The sequence below is a fragment of the Evansella clarkii genome, assembly GCF_002019695.1.
In the GTDB taxonomy this organism is placed as follows: domain Bacteria; phylum Bacillota; class Bacilli; order Bacillales; family Salisediminibacteriaceae; genus Evansella; species Evansella clarkii.
In genome coordinates this window covers 180,147-196,321 of record NZ_KV917376.1, presented here as the reverse complement: position 1 = coordinate 196,321, position 16,175 = coordinate 180,147, and the positions used below count along the sequence as shown (strand labels likewise).

12 protein-coding genes are annotated in these 16,175 nt (G+C 44.3%); 11 read left to right on the top strand and 1 reads right to left on the bottom strand.

Going from position 1 to position 16,175, the window contains the following annotated elements; genetic code table 11:
• Positions 1 to 9 precede the first annotated feature (9 nt).
• The 11 genes from BK582_RS00785 to BK582_RS00735 all read left to right on the top strand — a co-directional run bounded on the left by BK582_RS00785 (position 10) and on the right by BK582_RS00735 (position 14,165).
• Positions 10 to 309, top strand: a complete 300-nt coding sequence (locus tag BK582_RS00785) for a YerC/YecD family TrpR-related protein (protein WP_078592544.1) — start codon at positions 10 to 12, stop codon at positions 307 to 309.
• A gap of 98 nt (positions 310 to 407) precedes the next feature.
• A complete protein-coding gene (locus tag BK582_RS00780) occupies positions 408 to 842 on the top strand; it encodes a hypothetical protein (RefSeq protein ID WP_078592543.1) in 435 nt (144 codons plus the stop codon).
• 203 nt (positions 843 to 1,045) lie between these two features.
• Positions 1,046 to 1,732 (top strand): heptaprenylglyceryl phosphate synthase, encoded by a 687-nt coding sequence (pcrB, locus tag BK582_RS00775; protein ID WP_078597730.1) that lies wholly within the window; start codon positions 1,046 to 1,048, stop codon positions 1,730 to 1,732.
• Between the two features lie 70 nt (positions 1,733 to 1,802).
• A complete protein-coding gene (gene pcrA, locus BK582_RS00770) occupies positions 1,803 to 4,076 on the top strand; it encodes a DNA helicase PcrA (protein ID WP_078592542.1) in 2,274 nt (757 codons plus the stop codon).
• A gap of 14 nt (positions 4,077 to 4,090) precedes the next feature.
• A complete protein-coding gene (gene ligA, locus BK582_RS00765) occupies positions 4,091 to 6,106 on the top strand; it encodes an NAD-dependent DNA ligase LigA (RefSeq protein ID WP_078592541.1) in 2,016 nt (671 codons plus the stop codon).
• A gap of 46 nt (positions 6,107 to 6,152) precedes the next feature.
• Positions 6,153 to 7,328 (top strand): CamS family sex pheromone protein, encoded by a 1,176-nt coding sequence (locus tag BK582_RS00760; protein ID WP_078592540.1) that lies wholly within the window; start codon positions 6,153 to 6,155, stop codon positions 7,326 to 7,328.
• 820 nt (positions 7,329 to 8,148) lie between these two features.
• On the top strand, positions 8,149 to 9,627 hold the full coding sequence (gene putP, locus BK582_RS00755; protein WP_078592539.1) for a sodium/proline symporter PutP: 1,479 nt from the start codon (positions 8,149 to 8,151) through the stop codon (positions 9,625 to 9,627).
• Between the two features lie 363 nt (positions 9,628 to 9,990).
• The gene (gatC, locus tag BK582_RS00750) at positions 9,991 to 10,281 is read left to right on the top strand and encodes an Asp-tRNA(Asn)/Glu-tRNA(Gln) amidotransferase subunit GatC (protein WP_078597729.1); all 291 of its coding nucleotides are present in this window, start codon (positions 9,991 to 9,993) and stop codon (positions 10,279 to 10,281) included.
• 15 nt (positions 10,282 to 10,296) lie between these two features.
• Positions 10,297 to 11,757, top strand: a complete 1,461-nt coding sequence (gene gatA, locus BK582_RS00745) for an Asp-tRNA(Asn)/Glu-tRNA(Gln) amidotransferase subunit GatA (protein ID WP_078592538.1) — start codon at positions 10,297 to 10,299, stop codon at positions 11,755 to 11,757.
• Positions 11,758 to 11,769: 12 nt separating this feature from the next.
• Complete coding sequence (gatB, locus tag BK582_RS00740; RefSeq protein ID WP_078592537.1) at positions 11,770 to 13,203, top strand: Asp-tRNA(Asn)/Glu-tRNA(Gln) amidotransferase subunit GatB; 1,434 nt, start codon at positions 11,770 to 11,772, stop codon at positions 13,201 to 13,203.
• Between the two features lie 161 nt (positions 13,204 to 13,364).
• A complete protein-coding gene (locus BK582_RS00735; protein WP_167553290.1) occupies positions 13,365 to 14,165 on the top strand; it encodes a VOC family protein in 801 nt (266 codons plus the stop codon).
• Positions 14,166 to 14,822: 657 nt separating this feature from the next.
• Here the strand turns inward: BK582_RS00735 and BK582_RS00730 are convergent.
• Complete coding sequence (locus tag BK582_RS00730) at positions 14,823 to 16,004, bottom strand: amidohydrolase (RefSeq protein WP_078592535.1); 1,182 nt, start codon at positions 16,002 to 16,004, stop codon at positions 14,823 to 14,825.
• Positions 16,005 to 16,175 lie beyond the last annotated feature (171 nt).

Genomic DNA, 16,175 nt, shown 5'->3' with positions numbered 1-16,175 from the left:
CTTACCCTAATGCAAATCGATAAGTTAAGAGGTAAAGAGTTAGATCAGCTTTTTGAAGCTATTTTAAGCCTTAAAAACGTGGAAGAATGCTATCAATTCTTCGATGACCTCTGCACGATGAATGAAATCCAGTCACTTGCACAGCGTCTGGAAGTTGCACGTATGCTGATGGATGGCTTTACTTATCAGCGTATTGAAAAGGATACCGGGGCAAGCACTGCGACGATCTCCCGCGTAAAACGCTGTATAAATTACGGAAATGACGGCTATCAGATGACTCTTGAGAGAGTGCATGACAATAAAGAATAACGGTTTTCTGAAAACACCTTCACTTATGTGGAGGTGTTTTTCTTATATTTAAGGGCGTCTTGCATCCCCTGAAAGAGAGAAGAGGTTGAACTCAAGTAGTGCAAGGGCATCTTGCATCCCTTGAAAGAGAGGAAATCGAAACTCAAGTAGTGCAAGGGTGTCTTGCATCCCTTGAAAGAGAGGAAATCGAAACTCAAGTAGTGCAAGAGCGTCTTGCATCCCTTGAAAGAGAGAAAATCGAAATTCAAGTAGTGCAAGAGCGTCTTGCATCCCTTGAAAGAGATGAAATTGGAACTCAAGTAGTGCAAGAGCATCTTGCATCCCTTGAAAGAGATGAAATTGGAACTCAAGTAGTGCAAGAGCATCTTGCATCCCTTGAAAGAGAGGAAATCGAAACTCAAGTAGTGCAAGAGCGTCTTGCACTACTTGAAAGAGAGGAAATTGGAACTCAAGTAGTGCAAGAGCGTCTTGCACTACTTGAAAGAGAGGAAATTGGAACTCAAGTAGTGCAAGAGCGTCTCACCACAAAATGAGAAATGGCCTTTCCTTTTTTCCCTCATCCCTCGCCCTCCAGCAGCCATCATCAACCAATGAGAAAACACTCCCGCACCTTCTCCCAAGCCCCCCCACAAAAATTACTTTACTTTCCTGCAAAATACTGTCTTTCCTTTAATGAGGTGAGACAGTATTTTTGGTATACTAAGGAGATGAGTAAATGAAGAGTTGGAGGCAGCCAATGCTTGAATATACAGAATGGAAACATGCTTTTAAATTAGATCCGAATAAAGAAATTAGTGACGAAGAACTGGAGCAGCTCTGTGAGTCAGGTACAGATGCAGTTATAGTAGGCGGAAGCGATGGGGTGACAGAAGATAAAACCCTCAGCCTGCTCATGCGTATCAGGCGCTATTCTGTTGCTTGCGTCCTTGAAGTATCGAATTTATACTCTATCGTACCTGGCTTTGATTATTATTTAATTCCATCGGTCCTCAACACGAGTAATGCGACCTGGATTAATGGTCTGCATCAACGTGCTTTAAAACAGTTCGGGGATATCATGAACTGGGAAGAAGTACTGACTGAAGGCTACTGCGTACTTAACGGCGATTCTAAAGTAGCCCAGCTGACAGATGCTTCGGTAAACCTCGATAAAGAAGACATTATCGCCTATGCGCGTATGGCAGATAAATTGTTCCGTCTGCCGATTTTTTATCTGGAATACAGTGGTAAATATGGCGACCCTGAAATCGTGCAGGAAGTGGGCGAAGTTATCGAAGACAGCCGTCTGTTTTACGGTGGTGGCATTACGTCGAAAAAACAGGCGGAGGAAATGGCGCAGTTTGCCGACACGATCGTTGTTGGAAACGTCATTTATGATGATTTTAAAGAAGCCCTGAAGACAGTAAAAGCAATTCAGTCTTAAAGTATACAAAGCCGTCAGGATAAGATAAAATTAGGGATAAACAAGAACATACGTTTGGAAGGTGATTTATATGGAACGAATGAAAGACAGTCTCCTGAAAGGACTGAACCCTGAACAGCAAAAAGCTGTTAAACACGGAGAAGGCCCGCTTCTGCTTATGGCTGGTGCAGGAAGTGGAAAGACAAGGGTTCTTACACATCGTATCGCGTATTTAATTGAAGAGACTGGTGTCCCCCACTGGTCTGTATTAGCAATAACTTTTACTAATAAAGCAGCAAAGGAAATGAAAGAACGTGTGGCCCGTATTGTAGGCGGGACAAAGGCCGAAGAAATCTGGGTTTCCACCTTCCACTCCTTATGTGTCAGAATCCTGAGAAGAGATATCGACCGGATTGGATTCAACAGGAATTTCACCATTCTGGATGCCGGGGACCAGCTGACTGTCATTAAGCGTCTTATGAAGGAATTGAATATTGACGTGAAACGCTTTGAACCAAGGTCAATTCTCGGGACGATAAGCTCTGCGAAAAACGAGCTGAAAACACCAGCTGACTATGAAAAAACCGCGGAAGGCCCTTATGAGGACACCGTTCTGAAAGTTTATAAGGCTTACCAAAGAGAGCTGAAGAAAAATCAGGCTCTTGATTTTGACGACCTGATTATGACAACGATAAAGCTATTTAAACAGGTTCCGGAAGTACTGGAATACTATCAGCGCCGCTTTCGTTTCGTAATGGTGGATGAGTATCAGGATACGAACCGTGCCCAGTATATGCTTGTGAAAATGATTGCGGATAAGCACCGGAACCTTTGTGTAGTAGGGGACTCAGACCAGTCTATTTATCGCTGGCGCGGGGCAGATATTCAAAATATCCTCTCCTTTGAAAAAGATTATCCGGAATGTGCGACAATTCTTCTTGAGCAAAATTACCGCTCAACGAAAACGATACTTAAAGCTGCAAACGAGGTTATAGAAAACAATCTTAACAGAAAGCCTAAGAAACTCTGGACTGAAAATCAGGACGGAGAGGAGCTGTGTCTTTATGAGGCGGACAATGAGCATGATGAAGCCCGTTTCGTCATTGGGAAAGTCAAAGAAATGACCGACTCCGGAAGATACCGTCCTTCAGACATCGCTGTTTTATACCGTACAAATGCCCAGTCCCGTGTAATTGAGGAAATGTTTGTTAAATCTAACCTTCCATACACGATTGTCGGCGGCACGAAGTTCTATGACAGAAAAGAAATTAAGGACTTGCTGGCATATTTGCGTCTTGTGGCAAATCCTGATGACGATATCAGCTTCAGAAGGATAATTAACGTACCGCGCCGGGGAATCGGAGCTACTACTCTTGAAAAAGTTGAAGCTTATGCAGCCCAGCACGATCTCTCGATTTTTCAGGCATTACAGGAAGTCAGCCAGATCGGTTTGAGTGCAAGGTTTGAAAAAACTCTCGCAGGATTTATCGATCAGATAAACGGCTGGGTGCAAATGCAGGATTATTTATCTGTAGGAGAGCTGGTAGAAGAAATACTTGAGAAAACCGGTTACCGGGAAATGCTTAAAAATGATAAAAGCCTTGAATCGGAAGCAAGGCTGGAAAATATAAACGAGTTTCTTTCCGTAACAAAAGAATTTGAGGAAACGAATGAAGATAAATCTCTTGTGGCTTTTCTGACCGACTTAGCCCTCATAGCTGATATTGATAAAGTAGATAATGAAGATGAAAATGCACAGGAGCACGTTTTGCTCATGACTCTCCACTCTGCGAAAGGGCTGGAATTCCCTGTCGTCTTCCTGATTGGACTGGAAGAAGGAGTATTCCCTCACAGCCGTTCTCTCATGGAAGAAGCGGAAATGGAAGAAGAGAGGCGCCTGGCATATGTGGGGATAACACGTGCAGAGCAGGAACTCTTCCTGTCCCGGGCGAAAATGAGAACATTATACGGCCGCACAAACATGAATCCAGCTTCAAGGTTTCTAAACGAAATCCCTTCAGACCTGGTAAACTGCCTCAACGAACCGAAGGAACAACCGGTTCCCCCTTGGATGGAAACATCACGAGGCGGCGGGAGAGCTGCCCAGCCAGCAAACAGAGGCATGAGTGGACGAACATCAGCCGCGGCTCCGGTCCGTCAAACACAGCAGCGGGCAGCAACTACAATGACTGGAGGAGACTCTTTCAGCTGGTCTGTAGGGGACAAGGCATCCCATAAAAAATGGGGAACAGGAACTGTTGTAAGCATGAAGGGCGAAGGGGAAAATATTGAACTTGATATTGCTTTTCCTAAAGTTGGCATAAAGCGATTATTTGCTAAATTTGCACCGATAACGAAACAGTAAGGTGGTAGAGCTTAATGGCTGCATTTGAAGAAGTAAAACAGGAAATAGACCGTTTAACAGAAATACTGAACGATTATGCTTATCATTACTATGTACTGGATGAACCAAAGGTTTCAGACGCAGAATACGATCACCTGCTGCGGGAGCTTACTAAGCTGGAGGAACAGCATCCCGAATTAATGCGTGATGATTCTCCAAGCATCCGTGTTGGCGGAGAGATATTAGAGCAATTTAATAAAGTTCAGCACAACTTGCCGATGCTCAGCCTTTCAAACGTTTTTGACGAGCAGGAAATCCGTGATTTTGACCGCCGTGTCCGCCAGGGACTAGGAGAAGGGGAATCACCTGTTTACATCTGCGAGCTGAAAATTGACGGTCTGGCAGTTAACTTAAAATATGAACAGGGACGTTTCGTACAGGGAGCAACAAGAGGTGACGGAACAACAGGGGAAGATATCACAAGCAACCTGAAAACGATCCCTTCCATTCCTCTTCGCCTTAAAGAAGAGGTAGATATAGAAGTCCGGGGAGAGGCGTTCATGCCTAAGCGATCCTTTGAAAAGCTTAATGAAGAAAAGGAGAAAAACGAGGAGCCTCCATTCGCTAATCCTCGTAACGCTGCGGCAGGTTCATTAAGGCAGCTTAACCCGAAAATAGCTGCAAAACGAAATCTGGATATATTTATTTATTCCATAGGCCAGCTTAACGGCAGAGAGGTCACTTCTCATCATGAAGCCCTCTCGTATGTTGAGAAACTGGGCTTTAAGACGAACAAAGAATATAAATACTGCGAAACCGTCGAAGAGGTAGTAGAATATTGTGAGGGCTGGGCAGATAAACGAGCAGACCTGCCATATGAAATTGATGGGATTGTAATAAAAGTAGATGCACTAAAGCAACAGGAGAAGCTGGGTTTCACAGCAAAAAGCCCCCGCTGGGCGACTGCCTATAAATTCCCGGCAGAAGAGGTAGTTACGACACTTATTGATATCGAGCTTAACGTGGGTCGTACCGGGGTTGTCACTCCTACTGCCATCCTCGAACCAGTCCCGGTTGCTGGCACAATTGTAAAACGGGCGTCCCTTCATAATGAGGATCTTATTCGGGAGATAGATCTGAAGATAGGTGATAAAGTCACAATTAAAAAAGCGGGAGACATTATCCCTAAAGTCGTTAACGTTCTTCCCGAGTACAGAAAAGGCGGGGAAACAACCTTTCAAATGCCTGAAGAGTGTCCGGCATGCGAAAGCGACCTGGTGCGAATTGAAGGGGAAGTGGCTCTTCGCTGTGTAAATCCAAAATGTCCTGCCCAAATCGTTGAAGGACTGATCCACTTCGTTTCCAGAAATGCTATGAATATAGACGGACTTGGCGAAAGAGTGATCATACAGCTGTTTGAGCATGAACTTATTGAGGATGTGGCTGATCTCTATAAGCTAAAACGCGAAGAACTGCTCAAACTGGAACGAATGGGTGAAAAATCAGTTGATAATCTGCTGAAAGCTATTGAAGCAACGAAGGATAATTCTCTGGAAAAGCTTTTATTCGGGCTGGGTATCCGCTATGTCGGATCGAAAGCTGCAAGGACTCTGGCAGAGCATTTCGAAACGATGGATAAACTTCAGTCTGCCACAAAAGAAGACCTTGAAAACATCAATGAAATTGGGACAAAAATGGCAGATGCGGTTGTAACGTATTTTGAACAGCCGGAAGTAACTGAACTTCTGAATGAGCTGATAGACCTTGGCATAAACATGTCCTATAAAGGACCAAAGATAGACGAAACGGAACAAAATGATACAATTTTCTCTGGTAAAACAATCGTGCTCACTGGTACGATGGAACAGATGGCCAGAGGTGAAGCGAAGGCAGAAATAGAAGCAAGAGGCGGGAGTGTAACAGGAAGTGTCAGCAGTAAAACAGACCTGTTAATCGCCGGTGAAAAAGCAGGATCAAAGCTTAAGAAAGCACAGGACTTAAACATAGAAATCTGGGATGAAGCCCGGTTTCTTGAAGAACTGGAAAAATAACAGGGGAAACCCGCCGCCATACGGTGCTGGGTGAGGAGTGAAATAGATGAATAAAAAAATCAGCTTATTAATGATGTCTTTCGTGCTGATTTTGACAGGGTGCATCCCTACTCTTGACAGAGGGGAAGATGAGGTAATAGTAGTAGAGGAGTCAGAAGCGGCCGAAGAAGAAGAATATGTGCTGACACCGACTATAAATACACCGGAAAACCACTACAGGAATGTACTTAGAGGCGGTACGTATAACCGGAGCGAAGCAAGGGGCTCCACCGCCCATACTATGGAAAGAATCGATATTAACCAGTTTGAACTGGGATTAATGGAAATTGCTTCAACAGCCTTTGACCGGGATCAGTATTATTTCCAGGAAGGGGAGTTCATAAGCGGGAGCCAGATGAACCGCTGGCTCAGAAGGTATAACCCTGATGAGGAAGGCTTTGAAGAAGGCCTTAACCCTCCATTGGCAGAAGGAGACAGTGCTGAGGAGAGAATGAGAAAAAATCCAATCATCCTCTCCCATATCATGGAGCATAATTATATGTATGTTACAGATGACGAAGAAGTCAGGCTCGGAGGAGTGGTTTTAGGGCTGTCCCTGAATTCCGTGTATTATTTCCAGACCAAAAACGATGAGGGTGGAATTTACAATCATGAGCAGTCTATTGATGCTGAAGAAGCGGAAGCACGGGGCAAAGAAATAGCCCAGGAACTCCTCAGCAGAATAAGACAGGATGAGAGGCTTGCTGAGGTCCCAGTTACAATAGCTCTTTATCAGGAAAATCCTCGTGGAGCAATTGTTCCGGGATCCTTTATCTCCCTTACGCATGTTGGGGAAAACCAGTCGGATATTCAAAGTTGGGAAGCGATAAACGAACAGTTCTACTTTTTCCCGTCAAGGGAGGCCAGGGAAGTCTTCCCAAACCAGGCAGCGGCATTTTCTCAATTCAAAGATGAAGTAGATGAATTTTTTGACCGTTCTGTTGGCATCGTTGGGAAAGGGCGCTATAAAAATGAATCATTGGAAGAGATGACAATCGAGTTCAATCTCCAGTCCCATGGTAAAGCTGAAATTATAGCGCTGACTCAGTTTATCAGCAGCAGAGTAACAAATCTGTTCCCTGATGAAGCGCCCATTTATGTTTATGTTAATTCGGTTAACGGGCCAGAAAGCTTAATCGTCCAGTATCCGGGTCATGATCCATATGTTCATGTATATAAATAAGACAAAATCCTGAAGACAAATGTCTTCAGGATTTTTTGCATTTAATCCCGGACAAATATATATATTAATAATAAAAGTTAATCCTGTAGTTGAATGAATTTCTTTTATAGACTTTATATAAAAAAAATGTTTCTTTTCGATTGCAGCGTAAGACGGCGACTCTCTGGCGGGAAAAGCGCGAGCTGAAAATCCACTTTTGACGGCATTCAGCCGTCAAAAATTAGTTGAAGCCGTGCCCGCAGAACGCGTCCGTCTGAAGTGTAAATCGAACAACAAAGCAACATTTTAAGATAATGGCCGCATTAAAGTTGTAAATCTTGAATTATGATTCAATTCTGTTCAATAAGGCCTGCCTGTACATTAATGAACTTCTCCAGACATGAGTAATTTATCCAGGAAAAACAGGGGGAAGCCTGTCCGATTTAAGAAATAATTTAATTCATTTTCATTTTCTAAGGCGAATATTTATTACCAGTAGGTATATATAGCCAGTAAATATAGAAAAATAACGTATAAATATTCACTCACACCTAAGAAAATTTAAAATTAAGAATACTCTTTAAGTATTTTTATGCTATATTATACGTTATCTCGTTAGTGTGAAAGGAAATCGGACAGAAGAAAATTCCATTTAATGCATAAAGGTACAATTGAACAGATTGTCGAATATATTATTATTGTGCCTTTTATCCTAGGTAAGAGGGGGTGAACATATGGAACATACATTGACTGCAGCAACATGGTTCTGGCTGTTAGTGCCTATGCCGTTATTAATTATTTTATCTGTTATTACTTATTTCACTGAGAGGAGAGAGTAAACGTGGAAACAGCTACACTCGTCACATTTATCGTATATTTAGTAGGTATGCTGGCAATTGGACTGGTTGCATACCGCATGACAAACAACTTATCAGATTATGTTCTTGGAGGCAGGAGACTTGGCGGGGGCGTGGCAGCATTAAGCGCCGGGGCTTCAGATATGAGCAGCTGGCTTCTGCTCGGGCTGCCGGGATATGCTTATGTTGCAGGAATGGAAGCGATATGGATCTCAGCTGGTCTTGCGATCGGGGCGTACCTGAACTGGCAGTTTATTGCCAAACGGTTAAGAAAGTACACAGAATATGCCGGGGACTCCATTACTGTTCCGGATTTTCTTGAAAACAGATTCAGAGATAAAACAAAGATGCTTCGGGTTGTGTCTGCATTTGTAATCTTAGTATTTTTTGCTTTTTATACTTCAGCAGGCCTTGTGGGCGGAGCATTGTTATTTGAAACCTCTTTCGGCCTTACTTATACACAGGCTTTATGGATAGGTGCAATCGTTATTATTTCTTATACATTTTTAGGAGGCTTTCTCGCTGTAAGCTGGACGGACTTTTTCCAGGGTATTCTTATGTTTCTGGCTTTGATCATTGTACCTCTTGTAGCGATCTCTGAAATGGGCGGCTGGAGTGAAACAGTAAACGCAGTCGGAAATATTGATCCTGCCCATCTGGATGTTTTCGCAGGAGTGGGTGCAATAGCGATCCTTTCCAATGTAGCCTGGGGACTTGGCTACTTCGGCCAGCCGCATATTATAACAAGGTTTATGGCAATCAGGTCTACAAAGGAAGTTCCAAAAGCAAGGCTGATCGGAATGACATGGATGGTCCTGGCATTGTTTGGAGCTATTTTCACAGGATTTGTTGGTATTGCATACTTTGCAGGCGGGGGGCCAGGTGCTCCTTTAGCAGCAGGGTCTGAGGAAACAGTTTTCATTGCATTTACACAACTACTGTTCAACCCATGGATTGCAGGATTCCTTCTGGCAGCTATTCTGGCAGCTATTATGAGTACGATCGACTCCCAGCTGCTTGTATCTTCAAGTGCGATCACTGAAGACTTTTACAAAGCAATCTTCCGTAAAAACGCAAGCCAGACTGAGCTTGTCTGGGTCGGCCGTCTCGGTGTGCTTGTTATAGCGCTGATCGCTGTATTCTTAGCATACAATCCTGAAAGCACGGTGTTAGACCTCGTTGCTTATGCCTGGGGAGGGTTTGGTGCCGCATTTGGGCCGGTTATCATCTTAGCCCTTTTCTGGAAACGCATGACTGGTAACGGAGCTCTTGCAGGGATGATAGTAGGGTTTGCAACAGTAATCATCTGGAGTAATTTACAGGGCGGGTTATTCGACCTGTATGAAATAGTTCCAGGGTTCGTTCTCGGATGGATTACTATTATGGCAGTAAGTCTTGCTGGAAAAGAACCTTCAGCTGAAATTCAGGAGGAATTTGATTCAGTCAATTCCAGTGAATATTAATATCTTCCAGGAGAAGTCCGCCTTCCTTTTTGGAGGGCGGTTTTCTTTTTATACTATAAGAAAGCATAAAATTTTAGCAACGTAGCCGTCTCGACGCTGATAAAATTTTAAGGATTATAGTATAAGTGCAACTAAGTCAATCCTTCGCGTCTTTTAAGGCTTGGCTTGCCAAGTTTTCTTTTATCATTTAAAAGCCGAATTTTTTTCCGACTGTCTGTTTCAAACACATTGCAATGGTGAATTATGAAAATGACAGGCTGGCAATGCTTAGTTCATTGCCTGGAGGTAGGGAATTTGGTATTATCATACTTATTGATTATAACCTTGTGGAATATTCAGATTACAGATAGAGAGGTGAAACTGATGGAAAGAATTACAAAAGAACGGGTGAAGCATATCGCGCATTTATCGAGGCTGGAGCTGTCGGAAAAAGAGGTAGAAAAGTTCGCAAAGCAGCTGGATGAGATAATTGACTATGCAGAGCAGCTGAATGAGCTTGATACAGAAAGGATAGTGCCGACTGCCCATGTACTGGAAGTGAAGAATGTTATACGGGAAGATAAAGCAAGACCATCGATTAAACGGGAGGACACATTTAAAAATGCGCCGGATCATGAAGACGGCCAGTTTAAAGTTCCTCGTATTATAGAGTAAAAGGGAGGGGTTAGTTTGAGTTTATTCGACCACAGTATTGATGAGCTTCATCAGCTGTTACATAAAAAAGAAATTTCTGTAAGCGACTTAACAGAAGAGTCCATACAGAGGGTGAATGAAGTGGGTGAAAAGGTAGGATCTTTCCTTCACCTTTCAGAAGAAGGGGCGAGAAAAAAAGCTTCTGAGCTGGACGAAATTCTGTCGTCCGATGGAATAAAGGGATCATTATTCGGGATTCCAGGCGGCATTAAAGATAACATTATGACAAAAGGTATGCCGACAACTTGCGCAAGTAAGCTCCTGGATGGACATGACCCTGTTTACGACGCAACGGTAATGAACCTTCTCAACAAAGAAAACTTCGTTAATATCGGTAAGCTGAACATGGACGAGTTTGCTATGGGTTCTTCCACAGAAAACTCAGGGTATAAACTGACGAGAAACCCTTGGAACACGGATAGAGTACCAGGAGGTTCAAGCGGCGGATCTGCTGCTGCAGTGGCATCTGGGGAAGTGTTGTTTTCCCTTGGATCCGATACTGGCGGATCTATCCGGGAACCGGCGGCATTCTGCGGCATAGTCGGCATGAAGCCCACGTACGGAAGGGTGTCCAGGTATGGACTGGTTGCTTTCGCGTCATCCCTGGATCAAATCGGGCCAATGACAAGAACTGTGAAAGATAACGCCCTGGTTTTAAATGCGATTTCCGGGCATGACCATTTTGATTCCACTAGTGTGAATGAGTCTGTTCCTGATTACTCAGAAGTGATGACAGGAGATATAAAAGGCCTTAAAGTGGCGCTCCCGAAAGAATATATTACAGGCGGAGTCCATGAGGAAGTACGGGAGCAAATATTAAAGGCTGTGAAACGCTTTGAAGAATTAGGGGCCGTTGTGGAAGAGGTTTCCCTTCCGCATTCCCAGTATGCTACGGCTGCTTACTATGTGATCGCCTCTTCAGAAGCGTCTGCAAACCTTGCACGCTTTGACGGTGTGCGTTACGGCCAGCGTGTTGAGGGAGAAAACCTGATCGAAATGTATAAGAAAACGAGAAGCGAAGGGTTTGGAGATGAAGTGAAGCGCCGGATTATGCTTGGTACTTTCGCTTTAAGCTCCGGGTTCTATGATGAATATTATAAGAAAGCGCAAAAAGTGCGGACTTTAATTAAACAGGATTTCGAAGAGATCTTTTTAAATTATGATGTTGTAATAGGGCCTACCTCTCCGACAACTGCATTTAAACTTGGAGACCAGGTGGACGAGCCTTTAACTATGTACGCCAATGATGTCCTGACGATACCAGTTAACCTTGCTGGTGTACCAGGCATTAGTGTTCCGTGCGGGCTGGGCAAGGATACAGGTATGCCGGTAGGATTGCAGATTATTGGCAATCACTTTGACGAAAAGACTGTCTATAAGGCAGCTTACGCTTTTGAACAAGCGACAGAATTTAATAAACAGAAACCTGAGCTGTAAGGGGGGAAAATAATGGCCTATGAAACAATAATCGGACTTGAAGTTCACGTAGAATTAAAGACGAATTCAAAAATCTTCTGCGGCTGCTCCACAGAATTTGGAGCTCCGCCTAACACACATACATGTCCTGTCTGTCTGGGGCATCCGGGAGTTCTTCCAGTGTTAAATGAGCGGGCAGTAGAATATGCAATGAAGGCGGCTATGGCACTTAACTGTGAAATTGCAACAGTAACTGAGTTTGACCGGAAAAATTATTTTTATCCCGACAACCCGAAAGCATATCAGATATCTCAGCTTGACAAGCCTATTGGGGAACATGGCTGGATAGACATTGAAGTCGAGGGAAAAAAGAAGAGGATAGGCATCACGCGTCTTCATTTAGAGGAGGATGCGGGAAAACTGACTCATGTTGACGGGGCTGATTATTCCCTCGTAGATTTCAACCGGGCAGGAACACCACTGATCGAAATTGTTTCCGAGCCTGATTTACGCTCGCCTGAAGAGGCATACGCCTATCTGGAAAAACTAAAAGCAATTATGCAGTATATCGAAGTCTCGGATGTCAAGATGGAGGAAGGCTCCCTAAGATGTGATGCCAACGTTTCTATCAGGCCTCTGGGGCAGAAAGAATTTGGTACAAAAACGGAGCTGAAGAACCTGAATTCCTTTGCTTTCGTTCAGAAGGGCCTTGCCTATGAAGAAGAGAGGCAGGAAAGAGAACTGGAAGCAGGAGGAAGAATTCTTCAGGAAACCCGCCGCTGGGATGACCAGGGGAAAAAGACGATTTTGATGCGTATAAAAGAAGGCTCTGACGACTACAGATATTTCCCTGATCCTGATCTCGTTGACTTAACGATTGAAGAAGAATGGAAGGAAAAGGTGAGAGCGGAAATCCCTGAACTCCCTGATGCGAGAAAAGAGCGCTATGTAAAAGACCTTGGTCTGCCTGAATATGATGCTGTTGTCTTAACACAGCAAAAGAGCCTCAGCGATTTCTTTGAGGAGTGCCTGCAGCATGAGGCGCCGCCGAAACAGGCTTCTAACTGGATCATGGGTGAAGTAAGCAGGTATCTTAACGCAAATAACAAGGAGATACAGGATGTTCCTTTAACCTCCGAGGGTCTTGTTAAACTCATCGAGCTCATTGAGAAAGGCACGATTTCTTCCAAAATCGCCAAAGATGTATTCGCAGAGCTGATTGAAAATGGGGGAGACCCTGAGCAGATCGTTAAAGATAAAGGTCTCGTTCAGATTTCCGATGAAGGGGAACTTCGTCAAATGGTGAACGAGGTTATCGACAACAATGAACAGTCCGTCGAAGATTATAAAAACGGAAAAGGCAAAGCAATCGGTTTCCTTGTTGGGCAAGTAATGAAAGCTTCAAAAGGTAAAGCAAACCCGCAGCTTGTAAATAAAATAATTGTTGAAGAAATTAATAAACGATAACTATCACGAGACTAACCCAACCCTTTGCTGCCTTTCAGGCGGACAAAGGGTTGTCTTTTATAATTCGAGTCATGTATTGAGGATGGGATGGGCATCAAAGGATTACCTGGTAAAATGCATGTATGAAAATCTGGTCAACTAATAATATGGGAGGCGAACAAATGAATTTCATTCTGGATCATATAGTCCACTCAGTTAACCGCTCCCCTGACGAATGTGTTACCACTCTGAGGGAAGCGGGGCTCCATGCAGTCAACGGAGGGGAACACATAAAGTGGGGGACACATAACAGCCTGTTTTATCTCCAGTCAAGCTATGTTGAATTTCTCGCAGTGAAAGACAGGCAGACTGCAGAGAAAGCGGAAAATCCATTGATTCACCAGCTGCTGTACGATCTAACTGAAGGTGAAGGCATCAGCCAGATCTGCCTCCGTTGTGATGATATTAAAGCTGTTGAAAGGAAACTTCAGGAGCGATGGAAAACAAAGGTTTTTGATGGGGAAAGAAAAACCAGTTCAGGTGAATGGATTCGCTGGAAGATGCTTTTTGCAGAAGAGCAGCCTGGCCGGCAGCTCCCTGTTCCATTTTTTATTCAATGGGAGGAAGAGGATAATATAAGGTTCAGCAAGCTGAAAGAGCAAGGAATACTTTCTGAAAAACATGACTCCACCACTATTAACAGGATTTTCATTAACGTCCATGCTGCCGAAGCTGCAGCAGAAAAATGGTCGTGGCTTATTGGCAATCCGGTAAATAAGTATGAAGAGATGAGTTTATGGGAAAGCAGCGGTACTGCATATTCGGTAAATGGAGGAGAATCACAATTTATTTTTATGGAACCAGGCAGTAATGGAGAGCTGCAGGAGCTTCTTGAAAAAAGAGGAGAACGCCCTCTGGCGGTTCAGTTTCATCCATCTGAGTTTGCTGCACCCGCTGAATACTGGGGAGGGAAATATTACTAAAAGCCTTCCTTTGTAGCGAAGTATTAAAAATTACTCATGATAAAAACGTAGGCCAATGGATAAAAAACTTTAATCATCTTGCAAGCCCTGAGAGAGGGGCTTGCGTCAACTCAGGTAGTGCAAGAGCGTCTAGCATCCCATGAGAGAGAGACTAGCGTGGACTCAGGTAGTGCAAGAGCATCTTGCATCCCATGAGAGAAGGGCTAGCGTCGACTCAGGTAGTGCAAGAGCGTCTAGCATCCCATGAAAGAGAGGATTGCCTTAACTCAGGTAGTGCAAGAGCGTCTAGCATCCCATGAGAGGGAGGATTGCCTCGACTCAGGTAGTGCAAGAGTGTCTAGCGTCCCATGAGAGGGAGGCTAGCGTGGACTCAGGTAGTGCAAGAGCGTCTAGCATCCCATGAGAGGGAGGCTTGCGTCGACTCAGGTAGTGCAAGAGCGTCTTGCATCCCATGAGAGAGAGGCTTGCATTGACTCAGGTAGTGCAAGAGCGTCTTGCATCCCATGAAAGAGAGGCTTGCATTGACTCAGGTAGTGCAAGAGCGTCTTGCGTCCCATGAGAGAGAGGACTGCATAAACTCAAATACCGCAAGAGCGTCATCACACAAACTAAAAAACGCTTTGGCTCACCTGCCAAAGCGTTTTTCTTTCGCTGTAGTTAAAGCGTCGCATCATTTCCTCTCACTTCAGGAGCATTAATATTAAGATAAACAGTTTTTCCGTTAACGATCGTTTCTACGACGGAGGTATATGAATGGAATGGATGGCCGGTCCAGAGTACAATGTCGGCGTCTTTTCCTTTTTCGAGGCTTCCAACCTTGTGGTCCATTCCAATATGACGGGCCGCCTGGCTTGTTATCGCCTTTAGAGCGCTCTCTTCAGACAGGCCGCATTTAACTGCTGCTCCGGCAGTGGTTGTTAAATAATCGATGCCGATGATCGGATGGTCGGTAGTAAGAGAAAATGGTACACCATGCTCTTCAAGGATTGGCAGTGTATGATGCCCCTTATTAGACAGTTCCACTTTAGACCGTGTTGTCAGTGTAGGGCCGACAGCCACATTTATGCCTGCTTCTGCCAGGTGCTCAGCGATGAAGTGGCCTTCTGTACAATGCTCGATGGTAAGGTCTACATCAAACTCTTTAGCAACCCGGATGGCAGTCATAATGTCATCGGCACGGTGTGCATGAGCGCGTAGAGGAATCTCTTTTTTAATTACAGGGAGAAGATGTTCCATATGAAGGTTTCTCTCAAGCACCTGACCGGCCTCTTTCAATTTAAGATAATCCTGTGCACCCATGAGAGCCTGGCGGACCAGGGCAACGATCCCCATCCTGGAGTTAGGTGGCTGATTCCTGTCCCGGTATTCTTGTTTTGGGTTTTCTCCGTAGGCAATTTTCATACCGGAAGGAAAGCGTTCAATCATTTCATCCACTATATTCCCTACTGTCTTCAGCACAACCATCTGTCCGCCCATTACGTTAATGCTGCCGGGCATCACCTGGGCAGTCGTTACTCCGCTTGCCCGTGCGTATTCAAAGCCTTTTTCTGTAGGATTAATTCCATCAATAGCTCTTGTGTAAGGAGTTACTGGTTCAGAGGTCTCATTTGCATCGTGTCCTTCAATTCCAAGACCTGATTCATACACTCCTAAATGCGTGTGCACATCAATAAGTCCTGGTGTTACAAAATAGCCGCTGCAATCGATGACCTCAGCATCTGAGGGAACATCAATATGCTGCCCAGCAGCAACAACTTTGCCATCATCTACAAGGACTGTACCGTTTTCGTAAGTTTCTCCAAGCCCGTCAAGTACAGTTCCATGTACGTACGCTTTCATTGTAACGCCTCCTTGATTGCTGTTGAAGATAATTGGATGTTTCAGTCGACTAACTTTTTCCCCATTCCAGACCGAAATACACGTTTTATTATGTAAAACCAGTGTATCGGGCTATACGGTGCGACCAGGGGAATAAAGCAGAAAAAACCTCCCGCCGGTTCGTCATTCAGC

What these genes read in the sequence shown, in the direction of transcription:
- BK582_RS00785 (WP_078592544.1), top strand. Translation starts at nt 10, where the DNA reads ATGCAAATCGATAAGTTAAGAGGTAAAGAGTTAGATCAGCTTTTTGAA.
- pcrB (WP_078597730.1), top strand. Translation starts at nt 1,046, where the DNA reads ATGCTTGAATATACAGAATGGAAACATGCTTTTAAATTAGATCCGAAT.
- pcrA (WP_078592542.1), top strand. Translation starts at nt 1,803, where the DNA reads ATGGAACGAATGAAAGACAGTCTCCTGAAAGGACTGAACCCTGAACAG.
- ligA (WP_078592541.1), top strand. Translation starts at nt 4,091, where the DNA reads ATGGCTGCATTTGAAGAAGTAAAACAGGAAATAGACCGTTTAACAGAA.
- BK582_RS00760 (WP_078592540.1), top strand. Translation starts at nt 6,153, where the DNA reads ATGAATAAAAAAATCAGCTTATTAATGATGTCTTTCGTGCTGATTTTG.
- gatC (WP_078597729.1), top strand. Translation starts at nt 9,991, where the DNA reads ATGGAAAGAATTACAAAAGAACGGGTGAAGCATATCGCGCATTTATCG.
- gatB (WP_078592537.1), top strand. Translation starts at nt 11,770, where the DNA reads ATGGCCTATGAAACAATAATCGGACTTGAAGTTCACGTAGAATTAAAG.
- BK582_RS00735 (WP_167553290.1), top strand. Translation starts at nt 13,365, where the DNA reads ATGAATTTCATTCTGGATCATATAGTCCACTCAGTTAACCGCTCCCCT.
- BK582_RS00730 (WP_078592535.1), bottom strand. Translation starts at nt 16,004, where the DNA reads ATGAAAGCGTACGTACATGGAACTGTACTTGACGGGCTTGGAGAAACT.